This is a genomic window from Rhizobium sp. Rhizsp82, assembly GCF_047325115.1.
Taxonomy (GTDB): Bacteria; Pseudomonadota; Alphaproteobacteria; order Rhizobiales; family Rhizobiaceae; genus Rhizobium.
Genome location: NZ_CP168570.1, coordinates 701,908 through 721,025 on the forward strand (window position 1 = coordinate 701,908; position 19,118 = coordinate 721,025).

Annotated in this window: 22 protein-coding genes and 1 pseudogene; 8 read left to right on the forward strand and 15 right to left on the reverse strand. The window is 60.3% G+C overall.

The window, feature by feature from the left end:
- Positions 1 to 46 precede the first annotated feature (46 nt).
- From ACEN84_RS08110 to ACEN84_RS08130, 5 genes are all read right to left on the reverse strand, one after another.
- Entirely contained in the window at positions 47 to 910 is an 864-nt protein-coding gene (locus ACEN84_RS08110) for an RNA polymerase factor sigma-32 (protein ID WP_413710522.1), read from the reverse strand.
- 373 nt (positions 911 to 1,283) lie between these two features.
- Positions 1,284 to 1,856 carry a CarD family transcriptional regulator gene (locus tag ACEN84_RS08115; protein ID WP_112718253.1) on the reverse strand — a complete coding sequence of 191 codons (573 nt, stop codon included), beginning with the start codon at positions 1,854 to 1,856 and terminating at the stop codon, positions 1,284 to 1,286.
- A gap of 397 nt (positions 1,857 to 2,253) precedes the next feature.
- On the reverse strand, positions 2,254 to 2,592 hold the full coding sequence (gene fdxA, locus ACEN84_RS08120) for a ferredoxin FdxA (protein WP_112718251.1): 339 nt from the start codon (positions 2,590 to 2,592) through the stop codon (positions 2,254 to 2,256).
- A 193-nt stretch (positions 2,593 to 2,785) separates the two neighbouring features.
- On the reverse strand, positions 2,786 to 3,190 hold the full coding sequence (locus ACEN84_RS08125) for an RNA-binding S4 domain-containing protein (protein WP_112718249.1): 405 nt from the start codon (positions 3,188 to 3,190) through the stop codon (positions 2,786 to 2,788).
- Between the two features lie 3 nt (positions 3,191 to 3,193).
- Entirely contained in the window at positions 3,194 to 6,277 is a 3,084-nt protein-coding gene (locus tag ACEN84_RS08130; RefSeq protein WP_413710523.1) for a helicase-related protein, read from the reverse strand.
- A gap of 732 nt (positions 6,278 to 7,009) precedes the next feature.
- Here ACEN84_RS08130 and ACEN84_RS08135 point away from each other — a divergent pair.
- The 4 genes from ACEN84_RS08135 to ACEN84_RS08150 all read left to right on the forward strand — a co-directional run bounded on the left by ACEN84_RS08135 (position 7,010) and on the right by ACEN84_RS08150 (position 7,994).
- Positions 7,010 to 7,165 (forward strand): DUF3309 family protein, encoded by a 156-nt coding sequence (locus tag ACEN84_RS08135; protein WP_112718243.1) that lies wholly within the window; start codon positions 7,010 to 7,012, stop codon positions 7,163 to 7,165.
- Between the two features lie 28 nt (positions 7,166 to 7,193).
- Entirely contained in the window at positions 7,194 to 7,481 is a 288-nt protein-coding gene (locus tag ACEN84_RS08140) for a YMGG-like glycine zipper-containing protein (RefSeq protein WP_130283108.1), read from the forward strand.
- Between the two features lie 168 nt (positions 7,482 to 7,649).
- The gene (locus ACEN84_RS08145; protein ID WP_413710524.1) at positions 7,650 to 7,793 is read left to right on the forward strand and encodes a hypothetical protein; all 144 of its coding nucleotides are present in this window, start codon (positions 7,650 to 7,652) and stop codon (positions 7,791 to 7,793) included.
- 69 nt (positions 7,794 to 7,862) lie between these two features.
- Entirely contained in the window at positions 7,863 to 7,994 is a 132-nt protein-coding gene (locus ACEN84_RS08150; protein ID WP_413710525.1) for a hypothetical protein, read from the forward strand.
- A gap of 3 nt (positions 7,995 to 7,997) precedes the next feature.
- Here the strand turns inward: ACEN84_RS08150 and ACEN84_RS08155 are convergent, their stop codons facing one another.
- On the reverse strand, positions 7,998 to 8,723 hold the full coding sequence (locus ACEN84_RS08155) for a beta-ketoacyl-ACP reductase (protein ID WP_112718239.1): 726 nt from the start codon (positions 8,721 to 8,723) through the stop codon (positions 7,998 to 8,000).
- A gap of 62 nt (positions 8,724 to 8,785) precedes the next feature.
- Positions 8,786 to 9,967, reverse strand: coding sequence for an acetyl-CoA C-acetyltransferase (locus ACEN84_RS08160; RefSeq protein ID WP_130283106.1), 1,182 nt, complete (start codon positions 9,965 to 9,967; stop codon positions 8,786 to 8,788).
- Between the two features lie 240 nt (positions 9,968 to 10,207).
- On the opposite strand from ACEN84_RS08160, the gene phaR reads away from it, so the two are divergent.
- The gene (phaR, locus tag ACEN84_RS08165; protein WP_112718235.1) at positions 10,208 to 10,780 is read left to right on the forward strand and encodes a polyhydroxyalkanoate synthesis repressor PhaR; all 573 of its coding nucleotides are present in this window, start codon (positions 10,208 to 10,210) and stop codon (positions 10,778 to 10,780) included.
- A 24-nt stretch (positions 10,781 to 10,804) separates the two neighbouring features.
- Here the strand turns inward: phaR and ACEN84_RS08170 are convergent, their stop codons facing one another.
- The 4 genes and pseudogenes from ACEN84_RS08170 to mtgA form a co-directional block, all read right to left on the reverse strand.
- On the reverse strand, positions 10,805 to 11,212 hold the full coding sequence (locus ACEN84_RS08170) for a hypothetical protein (protein ID WP_112718233.1): 408 nt from the start codon (positions 11,210 to 11,212) through the stop codon (positions 10,805 to 10,807).
- Between the two features lie 146 nt (positions 11,213 to 11,358).
- The gene (rpmF, locus tag ACEN84_RS08175) at positions 11,359 to 11,544 is read right to left on the reverse strand and encodes a 50S ribosomal protein L32 (RefSeq protein ID WP_003543812.1); all 186 of its coding nucleotides are present in this window, start codon (positions 11,542 to 11,544) and stop codon (positions 11,359 to 11,361) included.
- Between the two features lie 155 nt (positions 11,545 to 11,699).
- A pseudogene (locus ACEN84_RS08180) lies at positions 11,700 to 12,346 on the reverse strand (glutathione S-transferase family protein).
- 75 nt (positions 12,347 to 12,421) lie between these two features.
- Entirely contained in the window at positions 12,422 to 13,168 is a 747-nt protein-coding gene (mtgA, locus tag ACEN84_RS08185; protein ID WP_413710526.1) for a monofunctional biosynthetic peptidoglycan transglycosylase, read from the reverse strand.
- A 133-nt stretch (positions 13,169 to 13,301) separates the two neighbouring features.
- Here mtgA and ACEN84_RS08190 point away from each other — a divergent pair, with 133 nt between their 5' ends.
- Positions 13,302 to 14,216 (forward strand): polyprenyl synthetase family protein, encoded by a 915-nt coding sequence (locus ACEN84_RS08190; protein WP_413710527.1) that lies wholly within the window; start codon positions 13,302 to 13,304, stop codon positions 14,214 to 14,216.
- Between the two features lie 31 nt (positions 14,217 to 14,247).
- Here ACEN84_RS08190 and ACEN84_RS08195 read toward each other — a convergent pair whose 3' ends face one another.
- Together ACEN84_RS08195 and ACEN84_RS08200 are read right to left on the reverse strand one after the other, a co-directional pair.
- Entirely contained in the window at positions 14,248 to 14,670 is a 423-nt protein-coding gene (locus ACEN84_RS08195; protein WP_413710528.1) for a DoxX family protein, read from the reverse strand.
- Positions 14,671 to 14,680: 10 nt separating this feature from the next.
- Positions 14,681 to 15,169, reverse strand: coding sequence for a cupin domain-containing protein (locus ACEN84_RS08200; protein WP_413710529.1), 489 nt, complete (start codon positions 15,167 to 15,169; stop codon positions 14,681 to 14,683).
- 71 nt (positions 15,170 to 15,240) lie between these two features.
- Between ACEN84_RS08200 and ACEN84_RS08205 the strand changes: the two genes are divergently transcribed.
- Together ACEN84_RS08205 and ACEN84_RS08210 are read left to right on the forward strand one after the other, a co-directional pair.
- On the forward strand, positions 15,241 to 15,855 hold the full coding sequence (locus tag ACEN84_RS08205) for a TetR/AcrR family transcriptional regulator (RefSeq protein ID WP_413710530.1): 615 nt from the start codon (positions 15,241 to 15,243) through the stop codon (positions 15,853 to 15,855).
- 53 nt (positions 15,856 to 15,908) lie between these two features.
- On the forward strand, positions 15,909 to 16,547 hold the full coding sequence (locus tag ACEN84_RS08210; protein WP_112718223.1) for a LysE family translocator: 639 nt from the start codon (positions 15,909 to 15,911) through the stop codon (positions 16,545 to 16,547).
- Between the two features lie 3 nt (positions 16,548 to 16,550).
- Here the strand turns inward: ACEN84_RS08210 and ispG are convergent, their stop codons facing one another.
- Both ispG and ACEN84_RS08220 read right to left on the reverse strand, forming a co-directional pair.
- Positions 16,551 to 17,801 carry a flavodoxin-dependent (E)-4-hydroxy-3-methylbut-2-enyl-diphosphate synthase gene (gene ispG, locus ACEN84_RS08215; protein ID WP_413710531.1) on the reverse strand — a complete coding sequence of 417 codons (1,251 nt, stop codon included), beginning with the start codon at positions 17,799 to 17,801 and terminating at the stop codon, positions 16,551 to 16,553.
- Positions 17,802 to 17,898: 97 nt separating this feature from the next.
- Complete coding sequence (locus ACEN84_RS08220) at positions 17,899 to 19,092, reverse strand: MFS transporter (protein ID WP_413710532.1); 1,194 nt, start codon at positions 19,090 to 19,092, stop codon at positions 17,899 to 17,901.
- Positions 19,093 to 19,118 lie beyond the last annotated feature (26 nt).

A 19,118-nucleotide genomic window follows, 5' to 3' on the forward strand; every position in this document is an offset into this window, starting at 1 on the left:
GGCCCGGATGAACCGGGCCAGTCTGTGCTGCTGGGAGTAAGAACGTTCAGGCGTAGGCGGCCATGTGCGGGTCGGCGCTCACGAGCGCGCTGCGGAGCTTCTCCATCGCCCGGCTTTCGATCTGGCGCACACGCTCCTTGGAAATTCCGAGATCGGCGCCGAGCTCTTCGAGCGTCGCTCCATCCTCAGCGAGGCGGCGGGCGCTGATGATCTTCATCTCGCGCTCGTTGAGATGCGTCAGCGCAGAGGCGAGCCAGACGCGGCGGCGCTCGCCATCGATCATGTTGGAGACCTGCTCATCGGGCAGAGGATCGTCGCTGACGAGGAAATCCATCTTCTCGGCACTGTCGGCGTCGCCGGAGACAGACGGCGCCTGCAGCGACGCATCGTTGCTGGAAAGCCGCGCATCCATCATCTGAACGTCGGCAAGGCTGACGCCGAGGGCTGCGGCGATTTCCTGATGAATGGATTGCAGGGTCAGCTGCGTATCGCCGCGGGCAAGCTTGGCGCGAAGGCGGCGAAGATTGAAGAAAAGCGCTTTCTGCGCGGAACTCGTACCGCCGCGGACGATCGACCAGTTGCGCAGGATGTAATCCTGGATCGACGCACGGATCCACCAGCTGGCATAAGTGGAGAAACGAACTTCACGCTCCGGCTCGAAACGGGCAGCGGCTTCCAGGAGACCGACATAGCCCTCCTGCACGAGATCGCTCATCGGCAGACCGAAATTGCGGAACTTGCCGGCCATCGAGATGACGAGGCGCATATGGGCCATGGCGATCTGGTTGCGGGCGCCGCGGTCTTCATTGTCCTTCCAGCGGATCGCCAGTTCATGTTCTTCCTCGCGGGCGAGATAGGGAGCCGCCATCGCTATTTTGATCATGCGCCGGTCTGCAGACATGTTCTTCATATCGGTCTCCTAAAATCAGGCCTCGCGCCCAAAACAAAACAATGAAGGTTCGTTTCCGGAACGTCGCCGTCCGGATCAAATTCAGCTCTCGAATGCAAAAGGCCCCGCTCCTGGACTTTTCAGGACGAGGCCCTATCTCTTCATCAAGTACCGGTCAGACGGTAAAGCAGGATCTGTTTCTTCACGTTGCCGCTCTGGCAATATGTGGAAGTCATGACCCACTCCTCATCGAACGTTTACAACAGCGGACGATCGGTGGGTTCACCTGGCTTTTGTCCGCACTTACGAGGTTTAAACGCGTCAGCGCGGAAAAAGTTCCAATAAAAAACCCGGCTCGAAGGCCGGGTTTTTTGCAAGGAAAAACAAAGCGCTATTATGCGGCTTCGTCCTGAGAGTCGTCTTCTTCGATGGCCTTGCCGCGCTTCGGACCCTTGTTCAGGTTGGTCTCGACGAGGCGGACGGCTTCGGTTTCCGACATTTTGTTGACGGCGGCGATTTCGCGGGCCATGCGGTCGAGGGCAGCTTCATAGAGCTGACGCTCGGAATAGGACTGCTCCGGCTGGTTTTCGGCGCGGTACAGGTCGCGTACGACTTCCGCGATCGAAATCAGGTCGCCCGAATTGATCTTGGCATCGTATTCCTGCGCACGGCGCGACCACATGGTGCGCTTGACGCGTGCCTTGCCCTGGACAACCTTGAGCGCGCGCTCAACGAAATCGGTCTCCGACAGCTTGCGCATGCCGATGCTCATCGCTTTTGCGACCGGAACCTTCAGGCGCATCTTGTCCTTTTCGAAATCGATTACGAAAAGTTCAAGCTTCATGCCGGCAACTTCTTGCTCTTCGATAGCGCTAATGGTACCGACCCCATGAGCGGGGTAGACGATCGATTCACCGGTCTTGAAGCCGTGGCGAGCTGCTGAAGGTTTTTTCTGCTGGGTCGTCATTCTAATCAAAAACTCCCTGTTACGCTTCCGGCGGCGGCCGGAGCCGGGTCAGTCAGGCCCGGATGAGACGGTTGATTACCGTCGGGTGACTTCACTCTGGTCCCACCAGACAGAAGCAAAAGAAATTCATGCGCGCGATCAACGATCGGACAGCTCAAGATGTTGATATGTCACGGGAACCGCGTACGGATTTTATTTGCTTTCGTGATGGTTTTGGGCACGCTTCGTGCCTCAAATGGGTCAGTGTTCAGAACCTATCACAAAAATATGAGGAAATCAATAATTTGGTGCGTGTGAGTCATGCGGGCAACACATGGCTCACATATTAGAGAAGCATCACTTGAAACGTTTAAGCGCCATCTGAACCCGATTTCAAGCGGATTTCAGCAGCTTGGCCTCAGTCGCCTGAGCCGGGCTTTTCGGAGAAGTACTTCTCGAATTTGCCGGTCTCGCCATCCATCTCCTTGGCCTCGGGCATCGAGTCCTTCTTGACGGTGATGTTGGGCCAGATGCTGGCATATTCGGCGTTGATCTTGAGCCACTTGTCGAGACCCGGCTCGGTATCCGGCTTGATCGCCTCGGCAGGACATTCCGGCTCGCAAACGCCGCAATCGATGCATTCATCAGGGTGGATGACGAGGAAATTCTCGCCCTCATAGAAGCAATCGACCGGGCAGACTTCCACGCAGTCGGTATATTTGCAGCGAATGCAATTGTCGGTCACGACATAGGTCATGAAGAACTCCAGGATTTCACGCGAGCGGGGCAGACCAACCTGGAACGTCGCGTCTTTCCCTGAGCCGGAGGGGCAGCGTGTACTGGCTTGGGAGGCTAGAACGCTATCCGGCGAGTTGATGTGACGTACCGGCTTTACAGGCCGATTTCAAGGATAATCGATCTTCAAAAGCGGCCGGTTTGGATAGAGTTTTCTAATCCTCGCCCGACTGAAGCTTGTCGATTGCACGGCGCTCTTTCTTCGTGGGCCGCCCTGCGCCCGCTGCGCGGATCGCCTGCTCGTAAGGGGTGAGGCGTTTGGTCTCATCGGCAGGCGGCGTCAGGTCTTCGTAAAGCAGCTTCGCTTCTTCAAACGGGCCACGCCGCTCGCCGGGCTGCTTGACCACCAGGACCACATCACGCCGCTCGAGCTGCAGCTCGATACGGTCGCCGATTTTCACGGTCTGGCTGGGCTGGGAAACACGTTCGCCATTGATGCGAACGTGTCCCGATTGGATATGGCTTTGCGCCAGGGAGCGGGATTTCACCATGCGCGTGAAGAACAGCCATTTATCGAGACGCTGACGCGAACCGCTTGCTGGCTGTGTCTCCCCGCCCATCGGTTACTTCTTCATCTGCTCCTTCAAGGCAGCGAGCTTTGCGAAAGGTGAATCCGGATCCATCGGCTTTTCCTTGCGCGGCGGCTTGGCCTCGAAGCGCAGCGGCTGGGCGCCGCCGCGGTTGTTGTTACGGTCGTTGCGATCCTTGCGGTCACCACGGTCCTGACGATCGCCACGCTGGTCGTTGCGGTCGCCACGGCCCTGATGCGGCTTACCGCCGTCGCGGCCACGCTGCTGGCGATTGCCATCGCGGTTGTCGCGGCCTTCACGGTTCTCGCCGCCTTCGCCACCACCATGACGGCGGTTGCCCTGCGGACGCTCGTTATTGCCACCGCCACGGCGTTCGCCGCCATGATTGCGGGCCTGACGCTGGTTGTCGTTGCGGCCGCCAAGGCGCCACAGGAGAACCGGCTTCGGCTCGGTGGGTTCGCCGTCTGCGGCGGCCGGGGCGGCCTCGGCAGCGACCTCAACCGCGACCGGTGCTGCTTCGGCAGCCGGCGTTTCAGCCGTTGCTTCGTCAGTCTGGTCGGCGTCGTCGTGATCGGCCTTCTCGGACGCATCTTCTGCTGCCGGCTCGGCGGCTGCAGCAGATGCCGCCGAAGCGTCCTGCACAGCCAGGTGAGCAGCCGCTTCCTCAGCCTTTACGGCGTCGGCGCGATAGCCGAGACCCTTGAGGATCTCTTCCATGTCTTCCAACGTCGCGCCGAGGATCGACAGCATCGCAGTCGTCGTCGTGAAACGGCGGCCGTCATAAGCGCCTTCGGGACGGTTTGCCTGACCCGGCTTCCACTGCAGCAGCGGACGGATGATGTCAGCAAGCCGCTCGAGGATGTCGATACGGACGGCGCGCTTTCCGAGGAACCGGAAACCGGCAAGCTTGTAGAAAGTGCGCTCGAAGCTCGGATCGGTGACGACAGACGTGCGTCCGGCGGCAAGCACCGGAATGAGGTCGCCGTAACCCGGCTTGTCGAGGCCGTCGTTCTTGAGTGCCCAGAGCAACGTGATGAGCTCGGCCGGAGCCGGCTTCAAGAGTGCCGGGACGAAGATGTGATAGGCACCGAAACGCACGCCATAGCGGCGCATCGAGGCACGGCCATCCTGATCCAGCGACTTGACGTCGTCGGCAACGTCGCGGCGGAACAGAACACCGAGATTCTCGACGAGCTGGAACGCCAGACCCTTGGCCAGGCCCTGCAGGTCTTCGGCGCGCGACAGATCGTCGAGCGGCTTCAAAACCGTGCTGATGTGATGATTGACGAAGCGCTCGACACGGGCGGCGACGTGATCGCGCGCATTGCCGGTCAGTTGCTCGTCGGCAAGCAGGATCACCCGCGGACGCATCACATGGTCGCTACCGGACAGCCGGGCAACGGGATCGCCGAGCCAACGGATCAGGCCATCGGCGCTGATCGCCAGATCGCCATTGCCGGCGGCATGCATGCGCGCCGCGCGCGCTTCGAATTCCAGAGCAAGCGCCTTCTGTGAAGCAGCCTGTACGGCCTTGGCGTCCGGTCCATCCGTCCCACCGACGGGCGTAAAGCGGAATCCGCTCAACTGACCCACATGATGCCCCTCCACAAAGACATCACCATTCACACTGATTTCAGCTTCCAGCATCGCATTCTCTCTCAGGCGCTTCATGAGCACAGATGTCCTGCGATCAACAAAGCGTTTCGTCAACCTTTCATGTAACGCATCGGACAATCGATCTTCGATTTCCCGCGTCTTTTCCTGCCAGTGTGTCGGATCGGCAAGCCAGCCGGGCCGGTTCGACACATAGGTCCAGGTTCTTATCTGCGCGATTCGCGCCGAAAGCGTGTCGATTTCACCGTCCGTGCGGTCCGCACGGTGCACCTGCTCCGCGAGGAAATCCTCGTTAACCGTGCCATAGCGCACAAGATCGGAAAAGAGCGTCGAGATCAGATCGGCATGCTGGGCCGGTGCAATGCGCCGGTAATCGGGCAGCGCACAAGCCTCCCAGAGCTTTTCAACCCTTTCGGGCTTTGTCGCAAGGTCAATAATTTCCGGATATCGTGAAAGATGCTCCAACGCCTGCTGATCGACAGCCGGCAGCGCCCGTGTCAGACCCTGGACGCTCGGCGGCTTTTCGAGACTTGCCCGCAGCGATTGTATCGATCCGAAATCCAGTTCCTTGGTCCGCCACTGCAGAACCTTGACGTTGTCGAACTCGTGTGACTCGATCCTTTGCACCAGCTCATCGTCAAACGGCGCGACCTGACCGGTGACCCCGAAGGTGCCATCCCGGACATGGCGGCCGGCGCGGCCGGCGATCTGGCCGAGCTCGGCCGGATTGAGATTGCGGAACTGGTAGCCGTCGAATTTCCGGTCCTGCGCAAAGGCGACATGATCGACATCGAGGTTCAGACCCATGCCGATCGCATCGGTCGCCACCAGATATTCGACATCGCCCGCCTGATAGAGCGCCACCTGCGCATTGCGGGTGCGCGGGCTGAGCGCCCCGAGAACGACTGCAGCACCGCCGCGCTGGCGGCGGATCAGTTCGGCGATCGCATAAACCTCATCAGCCGAGAAGGCGACGATGGCCGAGCGCTGCGGCAGCCGGGTAATCTTCTTCTGACCGGCGTAGAGGAGCTGCGACAGGCGCGGCCGCTCGACGACGGTGATCCCCGGCAGCAGCTGCTGCAGGATCGGACGCATCGTCCCGGCGCCGAGAAGCAGGGTTTCGTCGCGGCCGCGCAGATGCAGGATGCGGTCGGTAAAGATATGCCCGCGTTCGAGATCGCCGGCGAGCTGCACTTCGTCGATCGCCACGAAGGCGGCCTTGGTCTCCCGCGGCATGGCCTCGACGGTGCAGACAGAGAAGCGCGCATTCGGCGGCGAGATCTTCTCTTCGCCTGTCACCAGCGCAACATTATGCGCACCGACCTTCTCGACCAGCCGCGTATAGACCTCGCGCGCCAGTAGGCGCAGCGGCAGACCGATCACACCGGTACCGTGCGCGACCATGCGCTCGATGGCATAATGCGTCTTGCCTGTATTGGTCGGTCCGAGCACCGCGGTAACGCCGCGTCCGCTCAGGATCATGGGCTGCGAATTCTGTGTCATGGTCCATGCAAGTGAGGCGGGGGAGCCTCAGGGTCAAGTCGGCAGACAACACATGGACAGGCGGGCCAGCAAACGCAAGAGCCGGGCCGCCGATATGCGCTGCTATTTTGATTCAAGGACCGCCGCTAAGCCTCTGTTTTTAGATTCGGAACAGCTTGAGAACGAATCGGCGACGAATCGCTGACTCGCGCTGATTCAGCTTTTGTTCACGGCTAAGTATTGGTTTTGAATCAGTTTTTCCCACTAGATGCTGAATCCGGCGGTTCAGGAGGCACTTTGACCCGGGCCCACGGCCCATTAGCCGAGAATCGCCTGTCAATTGCCCGACAAAGAAATTTGCAAAATCCGCGAAAATTAACCTTCAGGCCAAAGCCGGAACGAATCACAGACGAATCACCGACCTCCGAAGTTTCGTGCTTTGTTCGCCGCTAGATGTTGATGCCGGGTGCAGCAAGCGACTAAATGCGGAAAGCCTCGCGTAGATATTTTTTCGTAGCGGCCGATCGCATTAACATTTTCCGGCGTAATTTTACCGCCTGTTAAAAAACAGAGCGAGGCACGGAACTTTTTCCTAGCTTCCGCGTTATTATCTTTTCGTCCAATATAAAATCTGCAATCGCAAATAAGGCGAAATCCGTTCACGTACATAAATAAGTTTAGCCGGGAACAAAAACCCGGGACGCGTGTTTATTGTCCATTCGAAACTCGGCGTGAGTTGAAGGACCGGAAAACATGCTTAGCACGATACTTCTCATTATCCTTATTCTGCTTTTGATCGGCGCACTGCCGAATTGGGGTTATAGCCGCGGCTGGGGCTATGGACCTTCTGGCGGTTTAGGGCTAGTTCTCGTTATTATCATTATCCTTGTCCTGATGGGCCGCATCTAAAGGCCATGTAACTGGGGAGTTGTAAGTCATGATGAAGAAAGTTGTTCTCGTTGCAGCACTCGTAGGTGCGCTCGCATCGTGCACGGCAACTGAGCAGGGCACCGCCATCGGCGCTGGCTCTGGCGCCCTTATTGGCGGTGCGGTTTCCAACAGCTGGGGCGGCGCAGCCGTCGGCGCCGTTGCAGGCGGCCTGGTCGGCGCTGCAGTCGGCAACTCGGTCGATCAGCGTAATGGCCGCTACAATCACCGGGTCTACCGCGACCGTTACGGTTGCTACATCATCGTGAATGGCCAAAGACGCGATGTACGTTGCTAATGCAGTGATCACTTGATGAACGGGCGCTTCGGCGCCCGTTTTTATTTGTGCTCCTCGTCAACGCCGCGTTGACGCTCGGTTCCCAAAGCCGATCTGGCGAACCGCCAAGACACTCCCCACATTCCGATCAACAAGCCGGCTTCTTTCCGGCCAGAAAGGAATGTTCCCATGGCTCAGCTCATTCTGTCTTCCGCTGCCGCCACCCTGATCGCAGCACTCTCTTTGGCAACAGCGCTCGCCGCCATCCGTGATCGTGGCGCTGCCATGCAGAAAGTCCCGGTCAAGGCGAAACGTCACCTGTCGTCCCGCTGATCCCAGCTCAACAACTCGCAAGACCTGACACCCCAGCCCAACGAGGCCGGGAACAATAGAGATTTATCCATGCGCAAGATTATCGTCATCGCTGCGGCAATCGTTGCCGTCGCAACCTTCAGCGCCAGCGCCAATCCCTATGACGCCGGCAACTTTCCGAACAACTACGGCAGCCACGGCCATCACCGTAGCGGCAGCTAGCCGTCAGACGAAGAACTGGCCGCCATTCGCGGTCAGGGTCGAGCCGGTGATGAAGCCCGCATCATCAGATGCCAGGAACACGACGCAGCGTGCGATCTCTTCGGGCTCGCCGAGGCGGCCCACCGGGATCTGTGGAATGATCCGCTCGTTCAGAACCTTCTCCGGCACTGCGAGCACCATTTCCGTGCCGATGTAACCGGGGCAAATGGCGTTGACGGTGATGTTCTTCGCAGCACCTTCCTGAGCCAGCGCCTTGGTGAAGCCGAGATCGCCAGCCTTGGCGGCCGAATAATTCGCCTGCCCCATCTGGCCCTTCTGGCCGTTGATCGAGGAAATGTTGACGACGCGGCCGAAACTGCGGTCGCGCATGCCGCCCCAGACATGATGCGTCATGTTGAAGAGGCCGGTGAGGTTGGTGTTGATGACCTCGTGCCACTGCTGCGGGGTCATCTTGTGAAACATCGCGTCGCGGGTAATGCCAGCATTGTTGACGAGAACCTCGACCGGGCCGAGCTCCGCCTCCACCTTGGCAATGCCTTCGCCGCAGGCAACGTAGTCAGAAACATCCCACTTGAAAACGGGAACGCCTGTCACGCCGTGGAAGGCCTGCGCCTTCTCGTCGTTACCGGCATAGTTCGCCGCCACCTTGTAGCCGGCGTTCTTGAGCGCCATCGAAATCGCTGCACCGATGCCACGTGTGCCACCGGTGACCAAAGCCACTCTGCTCATGCTTCGCTCCCCTTTGTTTTCACTTTCAATCGCAAGCTATTAAGGCATGGATCGCATGCTATTTAAAGTGCTTCGAGGCACATCGCGACGCCCATGCCGCCGCCGATGCAGAGTGTTGCCAGACCTTTCTTGGCGCCGCGGCGCTTCATTTCGAAAACCAGCGTGTTGAGAACGCGCGCGCCGGACGCGCCGATCGGATGACCGATGGCGATCGCACCACCATTGACATTGACGATCGCCGGATCCCAGCCGAGATCCTTGTTGACGGCGCAGGCCTGCGCCGCGAAGGCCTCGTTGGCCTCGACGAGATCGAGATCGCCGACCGACCAGCCGGCTTTCTCCAGCGCCTTGCGCGATGCCGGGATCGGGCCTGTGCCCATGACCTGCGGATCGACGCCGGCCGTTGCCCAGGAAACGATACGCACGAGCGGCTGGATGCCGCGGCGCGAAGCCTCCGCTTCGCTCATCAGCACGGCAGCGGCTGCACCATCGTTAAGACCCGAGGCATTGCCTGCGGTTACCGAACCGTCCTTGTCGAAAGCCGGGCGCAGCTTGCCCATCGCCTCCATCGTCGCGCCGTGGCGGATATATTCGTCGGCATCGACGATCGTATCGCCCTTACGGCCCTGAATGGTGAAGGGCACGATCTCATCCTTGAAGCGGCCGGCCTTCTGGGCGGCTTCCGCCTTGTTCTGCGAGGACACGGCAAACTGGTCCTGGTCGTCACGCGAAAGCTGCCACTGGCGAGCGATATTTTCGGCGGTGATACCCATGTGGTAGCCGTAGAAAGCGTCGGTCAGGCCGTCCTTGATCATCGTGTCGATCATCTTCATGTCGCCCATCTTCGTACCACCGCGCAGATGCGCGGCATGCGGCGCCATGGACATCGATTCCTGACCGCCAGCAACGATGATCTTGGCGTCGCCAAGCGCGATCTGCTGCATGCCGAGCGCGACGGCGCGCAGACCGGAGCCACAGAGTTGGTTGACCGCCCAGGCCGTCGCTTCCTTGGGAACGCCTGCCTTCATGGCTGCCTGGCGCGCCGGGTTCTGCCCTTCGCCTGCCTGCAGCACCTGGCCAAGAATGACCTCGTCGACTTCGGCGCCATCGACGCCGGCGCGCTCCAGCGCGCCCTTGATCGCGGTCGCTCCGAGTTCATGCGCGGGGACAGTGGCGAATGCGCCGTTAAACGAGCCGACCGCTGTACGGGCCGCGCTGGCGATGACGATGGATGTGTTGCTCATGGGAAGCCTCCTCGCTTTTTCACCACTTTATATAAGGCGAAACTGGCAAAGCTTTTAGCCCGAGTCAAACGGCAAGACTGTCACAGAGCAATTTTAGGCCGCACTTACGAAGAGCGGAATTATGCCGCTAATAAAAGGGGTTGCCGCATCGCACAAAGAGATTGTCACCGGCGTTCTTTTGCGTCTACATTCGATATTGGAGGAAATTCCACATAATCAGACGGGGTTCAGGAGACTGATATGGCGAAGAATGAGGGTCAGATAGTCATCAAGAAATACGCCAACCGCCGACTCTACAATACAGGCACCAGCACCTATGTGACGCTGGAAGACCTGGCAGAGATGGTGAAGAAGGGCGAGGACTTCACGGTCCAGGATGCCAAGACCGGCGATGACATCACCCACTCGGTATTGACCCAGATTATTTTCGAGCAGGAATCGAAGACCGGCAACACGCTGCTGCCGATCTCTTTCCTCCGCCAGCTGATCACCTACTACGGCGACCAGATGCAGATGGTCGTGCCGAGCTTTCTCGAGCACTCGATGAAGGCCTTCACCGAGCAGCAGTCGCAGATGCGCGAGCAGGTGACACGCGCCTTCGGCGAAACGCCACTCGGCAAGAACCTGCAGCTTCCGATGCAGATGGTCGAGGATCAGGTTCGCCGCAACACCGAGATGTTCCAGCAGGCAATGCAGATGTTCTCGCCCTTCATGACGCCTCCCGCCAAGGAGACGAAGAAGGCCGAAGCCAAGGATATCGATGAGCTGAAGGAACAGCTGCGCGCCCTTCAGAACAAGCTCGACAATCTCTGATCTCCGAGCGTTTCCAGAAACGCTCTAGAGACCGATCGAAACATCGCGGCCCGCCGTCCGGATAGACACGGCGAAGCCGCCGATCACATCGATCAGCGCCACCGTCATCAGAATGAAGAAGACCTGCGTAGCTGCATCCTGGACGAGAAGAAACTCGACCAGGAAGGCAATGAACACCAGCATCGACAGCATGTGATTGACCAGGCTGCCCGAGCCATTGCGGGTCGCCTTCAATATTTCGACGAAGAGAATGACGAGCGCCACGACGATGAAGAGATCGCCGAGCGCCATGCTCCAGATCGCCCCTGAAATCATAGAGAGAACAATAATGTCATGCTGAAGCGCGGGTATGCCGCCGCTTCCCATCAGTCCGAGCATTGCCATATTGTAAAGAATAAATGGAATGATCATCAGCGGCATTGCAGCGAGCATGTCGGTCTATTCTCCCTCGATCGGTAGAATACTGCCGTAGATGACCGTGCCACTTCAAGACATTTGCGAATATAATCATGCGCAAACGCAAAAAGACCGGCACGCGGCCGGTCTCTTCGATCTGGGAAAACCAGAAGCAGGAAAGCTTATGCGCTTTCCTTCGGCGTCAGAACCTGACGGCCGCGATACATACCGGTCTTCAGATCGATATGGTGCGGACGGCGCAGTTCGCCGGAGTTCTTGTCTTCAACGTAGGTCGGAGCCTTCAGTGCGTCTGCAGAACGGCGCATACCGCGCTTGGACGGGCTCGTTTTTCTCTTCGGTACAGCCATTTCTCGTACTCCACTTCACAGGCAACACATTCCCGGCCAGACTGGCGGCCGAAACGGACATGTCGCGATTTCGGAAATTTTGCGCGCTTATACATGCCTTGGATGGCCTTGACCAGTCCCCAAACGCATTTTTTGAGAATCCTTTGATTCCTGTCTCAAACCTCGTCGTGAGGGACGATCCAAGGCTCGCGCGGGCAGCCTCCTCCCACTTCACCCAGGCCGGATGCGCCTTCACCGCGGCCATATAGCTCAGCGTCTCGCTGGATGTCACCAGGTCATAAACATCGAAGCGATTGATGACGGGCGCAAACATCGCATCGGCAGCCGAAAAGCCGCCGAACAGGAAGGGACCGCCGGATTGCTCCCGCAAGTCGCGGAAGATCGTCTCGATGCGCACGACGTCGGCCATGACGCCATCGGCGAGCGCGATCTTGCCCTTCGGGCGGCGGATATTCATCGGGCAGGCATTGCGGATCGCCCGGAAGCCCGAGAGCATCTCCATCGACACCGAGCGGGCAATGGCCCGCCTCGTCCGGTCCTTCGGCCACAGGCCCGCCTCAGGATAAAGCTCCGCGACATATTCGATGATCGACAGCGATTCCCAGACGCGAATATTGCCATGATGCAGCACCGGCACGCGGCCGGTCGGCGAGAATTCCTTGAAGCGCGGATTGCCGGCCTCGAAATCGAAGGGCACGACGACTTCCTCGAAGGGAATGCCGGTCGCCTCCATGGCGATCCATGGCCGCAGCGACCAGGACGAATAGTTCTTGTTGCCGATATAGAGGGTGAGCTTGTCCATGGTCCGATCCATCCGCTGTGTCAGGCCTTCTCTCTACCGGCCGCGGGCTTGGCTCACCAATGAATTGTTCAGGGCTCAATCATAAATGCATTTGATGTAGTCGCCGGCGCCCTGCGCGCGGCGCTCGATCACCGCCGCAAGCCGCCGCAAGCCGCGGCCCGGCTTGCCGGCATTGCGGTCGATCGGGTTCGGCAGCGAAACGGCAAGCAACGCGGCCTGGCGCCGCGACAGCTTGGAGGCCGGAACCTTGAAGTGATAGCGCGCCGCCGCCTCGATGCCGTAAATGCCCGGGCCCCATTCGGCGATGTTGAGATAGATCTCCATCAGCCGCCGTTTGGTCCAGACGAAATCAGAGGCGACAGCAAGAGGAAGCTCCAGCCCCTTGCGCACGAAAGAACGGCTGTTCCATAGAAACAGGTTCTTCGCCGTCTGCATCGGGATCGTGCTGCCGCCGCGTGTCGAGGCACCGTCGAGCGTATCCTCGATCAGCATTCGCATTTCACCCCAGTCGACGCCGCCGTGAAAGCAATATTGCCCGTCTTCCGACATCATCACCGACTGAACCAGCACCGGCGAGATATCGTCGAGCGACACCCATTGCCGATCATAGCCGCGCAACAGCACGAGATCGCGCAGCATCAGCGTCGAGACCGGATGGATGAAAGGGATGAGATAGAGGAAGATCAGCGCATAGGGCAGCACGCAGAGCGCCAGGATGCCAAGCACGATGCGCGCCAGCAAGGAGCGGCCGCGCAGCCACGCATACATCCGCCGATGAGCCGGCATGGCGATGCTTTCCTCTCTCTCCGGCGCGATGTCCAACGTTTGGCCCAGACCTGTTCCCTTGGTTCTCCTTACCGTTTGCGCAGGGCCAAGGCCAGAGCACAAAGGAATCTTGGGCGTGTCATCTACAATTCCGTTGCGCCTCAGGCTTTGCTCATGCCAAACAGCGGCCATGAGCCAGAGCCCCGCTGCATTTGACGAACGGTTGAAGATCAACGCCCGAGAGATCGAAGCGTTGCTCGAGGCGCTGCTTGCGAAGCCGGTTCTGGCCGACGAGATCGCCAGGCCCGAAAGCCTGCGCTCGGCCATGCATTACGCCGTGCTCAACGGCGGCAAGCGCCTGCGGCCTTTTCTGGTCGTCGAGAGTGCATTGCTTCTCGGCGGCGACCGCCAGGCGGCACTGCGCGTCGGCGCCGCACTGGAATGCGTGCACTGCTATTCACTCGTCCATGACGACCTGCCTGCCATGGACGACGATGATCTGCGCCGCGGCAAGCCCACCGTCCATATCGCCTTCGACGAGGCAACGGCGATCCTTGCCGGCGACAGCCTGCTGACCTACGCCTTCGACATCATCGCAGCCCCCGAAACCGCCCTGCCGGACGCGCGAAAGACCGCGCTGATCCTGGCGCTTGCCCGCAGCGCGGGTCTGGGCGGCATGGCCGGCGGCCAGGCGCTTGATCTCGCGGCCGAAAAGGCAGCACCTGATGCCTCAGGCATCATTACATTGCAGACTATGAAAACAGGCGCGCTCATTCGCTTCGCCTGCGAGGCCGGCGCCATCGTTGCCGGCGCGAGCGAGGAAGACCGCAAGCGTCTGCGAGCATTCGGCGAGAAGATCGGCCTGGCGTTCCAGCTTGCCGACGACCTGCTCGACATCACCTCCGATGCCGAGACCATGGGCAAGGCGACAGGCAAGGACGCCGGCCGCGGCAAGGGCACGCTGGTTGCCCTCAACGGCATCGAATGGGCGGAAACGGAACTGCGCCGCCACGTCGAAGACGCGACGGCGCTGCTCGAGCCCTACGGCGACGCCGCAGCAACGCTGTCCTCCACCGCCCGCTTCGTCGCCAACCGCAAGAGCTGAATAGGCGTCGGGCAGGTCCGGCGCCGCTCTCCTATGCGTTTGCCAGACGCCCCGCGGCAGCCGAAGCGGGCCGCCGCAGGATGGCGACCACCATCAGACCGCCGATCACGCTGATATGCTCGATTGCAAACAGCATCTCGAAGAAAGCGGCCTCACCGGTCATCCTCCAGAAGGCATGGGCAACCGGGATGGTCAGTGCAGTGAAGACGCCGAGCGCCCCGGCACCGAGCCAGACGTTCCAGCCTGAGATCACCAGCGCCGAACCGCCGAGCTGAATCATGATGACCAGCGCGGCCATCGGCGCAGCGGGCAGCACGCCATACTTCTCCATCTCGGCAACGGCGCCGCCGAAATTGGCGAGCTTGGCCAGACCGCTGGACCAGAAGACGAATGTCACGAGCACGCGGGCGAACACGCCGAAGATGGGCGACGACAAGAGTTTGTCGATAAACATGATCCGCTCCTCAGGCTGCCGGTGCGAGCGGGATATCGATCCCGAAGCGGGCCGCGGTCGCGACGATCCCCGGAATATCCGGCGGCAGCATTTCCGGAAACTGTGTCGTGCCTGGCGGCAGCGGCTCGCCGACCGCCACGAAGAACTCCTCATGGAGATCACCGGGAAAGTTGATCAGCAGCAGCTTCGATGGCTTGTCGTCGATGTTGCGGAACGCATGCATGGTTCCCGGCGCGACATGCACGAAATCGCCCGGTCCGCAGACCTTCGTCTCGCTGCCGACCATGATCTCATAGCGGCCCTCAAGGATGAGAAACGCTTCCTGGTCGGTCTGCGTGTGCGGCGGAGGGCCGGCATTCGGCGCGGTGAGAACTTCGATCACGGTGAAGCTGCCTTTCGTATCGGCATACCGTGCGCGAAAGGTCAGGATATTGCCGATGAAGTGAACGGTCATCGGCGTGCCCGCCGATTGGTCTGGTTTTGTCGGATTGGAATTCATTGACTTGTGCCCCCAGGCGTTTGTGATACACTCAACTCTTAATGAGATTAATGTCTCATAATGAGGTGAAAATGGACAGTCAAGAAAAAAGATTCGAGCGGGTGAACCAGAAGCGCCGGACGCGTAGTGAATTGCTGCGTGCCGCAAGGCAGATCGTCGAGAAGGGCGGCCACCCTTCGGTCGCCGATGTTGCTGATCTGGCAGGAATTTCACGCGCTACCGCCTATCGCTACTTCTCGACCCCGGATGAGATCATCCGCGAAGCCGTGCTCGATGGCGTTGCCGATATCATCAACATCGATCCGGCAAATGAAGGCGCCGGCATCAAGGACGCGGAAGCACGGATGGACAAGCTGGTCTCAGACATCTTCCGGATGATCCTCGGCAATGAGAGCGTCTTCCGGGCGCTGCTCGGCAATTCCGTCACCGGCCAATCGCAGGTCCGCCGCGGCGGACGGCGCATTCCGTGGCTGAAGGAAGCACTATCGCCACTTCAAGGACGCATTGCCTCAAGGCAACTGGACAAACTCATCCACGCCCTGTCGCTGGTCACAGGCGTCGAATCCCTCGTGGTGATGCGGGATATCTGCGAGCTCGAGCCTGATGAGGCCGAAAAGACCCTGCGCTGGACGGCAAGAGCCATTCTGAAAGCGGCTCTCGATGAAAGTGATCTCGAGTTGGCGTGACAGCAGACGAAAACTCTGACAGGTTCAGGCTTTCCCGCCAAAGAGCAGCCCCCATGCACGATACGCTATCCTATCTCCCGTCCATCATGCCCGCCTATATCGCCTATGTGATCGCGGTCATCAGCCCCGGCCCAGCCATCCTGGCGATTGTCGCGACGTCGATGACGCAGGGCCGTAAGGCCGGCATGACGATCGGCGTGGGGATTTTCGGGGGTTCGTTCACCTGGGCCTGCGCTGCAGCGCTTGGCCTCGCGACGTTGCTGCATACTTACGCGATCGCTCTGGAGATCCTGAAGGTCTTCGGCGGGCTCTATCTGCTCTATCTTGCCTACAAGGCGTTCAAGGCGATGCGTGCAGGCAACGAACTTGCGCAGGCGAAGGATGTGCAGCCGCTTTCGACGCGTGCCCTGCTATTGAAGGGTTACGGTATCCACGTCACCAATCCGAAGGCGATCTTTGCCTGGCTCGCCATCATCGCGCTCGGCATGCCGCAGGGCGCGCCGGGCTCGGTGGCCGTGCTCATCGTCGCCATCTGCCTGACGACCGGCTTTGCGATCTTCATGGGATATGCGGTGCTGTTTTCGACGCCGCACGCGCTCAGGATCTACAACAGCCTTCGCCGCTGGATAGAAGGCGCAATGTCCGCCTTCTATTGCTTCGCGGGCCTGAAGCTGCTGACCAGCCGCATCTAGCGGCTATTCGGCGGCCGTCCTCTGGCCGAAACGCTTCTCAATATAGTCGGTCACCAGCGCCTCGAAATCGGCAGCGATGTTCGGGCCGCGCAGCGTCAGCGCCTTCTGACCGTCGATAAAGACGGGGGCTGCCGGCGTTTCACCGGTGCCTGGAAGCGAGATGCCGATATCGGCATGCTTGCTTTCGCCCGGGCCGTTGACGATGCAGCCCATGACGGCAACGTTCAGCGCCTCGACTCCCGGATATTTCTCACGCCAGACCGGCATGTTCTTGCGGATGTCGTTCTGGATGTTCTGCGCCAGTTCCTGGAACACCGTCGAGGTCGTGCGGCCGCAGCCGGGGCAGGCGGCAACGACGGGAATGAACTGCCGGAAGCCCATGACCTGCAGGAGCTCCTGTGCCACCTGCACTTCGCGCGTCCGGTCGCCATTCGGCTCAGGCGTCAGCGACACACGGATCGTGTCACCGATACCGTGCTGCAGCACATAGCCCATGGCCGCCGACGAGGCGACGATGCCTTTCGAGCCCATGCCCGCCTCGGTGAGGCCGAGATGCAGCGCATGGTCGGAGCGCTCCGACAGCATCGAATAGACGGCGATCAGATCCTGAACCTGGCTGACCTTGGCGGACAGGATGATGCGATTGCGCGGCAGGCCGATTTCTTCGGCGAGATTGGCCGAAATTAGCGCTGACTGAACGATCGCCTCGCGGGTGACCTGTCGGGCAGAAAGCGGCGAACCCGCCTCGGCATTCTGGTCCATCAGCGCCGTCAGCAGATCCTGATCGAGCGAACCCCAGTTGACGCCGATGCGAACCGGCTTGTCGTAGCGGATCGCCATCTCGATGATCTCGGCGAACTGCTTGTCCTTCTTGTCCTTGAAGCCGACATTGCCCGGATTGATGCGGTATTTCGCCAGCGCCTCGGCGCAGGCAGGATGATCGGCAAGCAGCTTGTGACCGATATAATGGAAGTCACCGATCAGCGGCACGTCCATGCCGAGACGCAGCAGGCGTTCGCGGATCTTCGGAACGGCGGCAGCGCTCTCGTCGCGATCGACGGTGATGCGCACCATTTCCGAACCGGCCTTGAAGAGCGCGGCAACCTGGGCAACCGTCGCATCGATATCGGCGGTATCGGTATTGGTCATCGACTGAACGACGACGGGCGCGCCGCCCCCGACAATGACGCCGCCGACATCGACGGCAACCGAGGCGCGGCGCGGTTTCGGATCAAAATCCGTAGCTGAAGACATGGATAGAGCTCTTGAACCCTTTGGAAATCGTGCCTTTCAGGTGGATCATGCCCGCCGCCTTGTCAACCGCCCCACGCTTCACTTTTGCTTGGCGGCCTCAGTGGCCGCCGCCCGAAGCACCGTCGGCATAGCGTGCCAGTTTCGAAAAGATCAGCACCACGACGAGCAGCACCGGCAGGGCCAGGAACACCGTCGAGAAGCCGACATGCTCGGCAACGAAGCCGATCGCCGAGGGCGCCACCAGCATGCCCGAATAGCCCATCGTGGTGACGACGGAGATGCCGATCCCCGGCTTCAGCCCCGGCACGTTGCCGGCCGCCGAGAAGGCGATCGGCACCATGTTTGAGATGCCGATGCCGCAAAAGGCGAAGCCGACAATAGCGAGCTCGGCGCTCGGCGCAAAACCGGCAATCAGCATACCCGTGATCGCAAACAGGGTGCAGACCCGCAGCGTCTTCACACCGCCGAAGCGGTCGCGCACCATATCGCCGGCAAAGCGCATGGCGGCCATGGTCAGCGAGAAGGCGGCAAAGCCGAAGCCGGAGAGCGCGACGGAAGCGCCCATTTCCTGGCGCAGGTAGAGCGCGCCCCAATCGAGAACCGCACCTTCCGGAACCATCGAGAACAGCGCCATCAGGCCGAGCAGCCAGGGCAGCGGCACCATCGGCAGGCGGGCCTTTTCCTTCTTCTCATCCGGATGCGGCGGATCGGAAAGCACCATCGGCCAGGCAATCGCCAGGAAGGCGACAGCGAGGGCAGTCGCAAGACCCGCATGACCGAGCACGCCGATCTTGGAGATCAAGAGACCGCCAAGCCCCGAGCCGATCAGGCCGCCGAGGCTCCAGAAAGCATGGCAGGACGACATGATCGCCCGGCGCATCGACTTCTCGACGGCAACCGCATTGGCATTCATCGCGACGTCCATGGCGCCGACGAAGCCGCCGAACAGGAAGAGCGCGATACCGCCGGTGATGACATTCGGCGCCACGGTCAGGGCAAGCAGGATCGGCAGCAGGCAGACGGCCATGGCCAGCGTCACGACGCGCGAACCATGTTTGGCGATCTTCGCACCGGCGACCGGCATCATCGTCAGCGATCCCAGGCCGAACACCAGGATCATCAGCCCGAGCTCGAACTTGGTGATCGCAAGCCGCTCCGCAAATTCCGGAATCTTCGGCGCCCAGCAGCCGACCAGGAAGCCGTTCATGAGAAACAGCAGCGAAACCGCGATCCGGCTCTTCGGGAAGAAGCCGCGCTGCGCCTGAGCAGCCGCATGTAGTTGATTATCCATTATCCCGTCTCATCCCATTACCACCT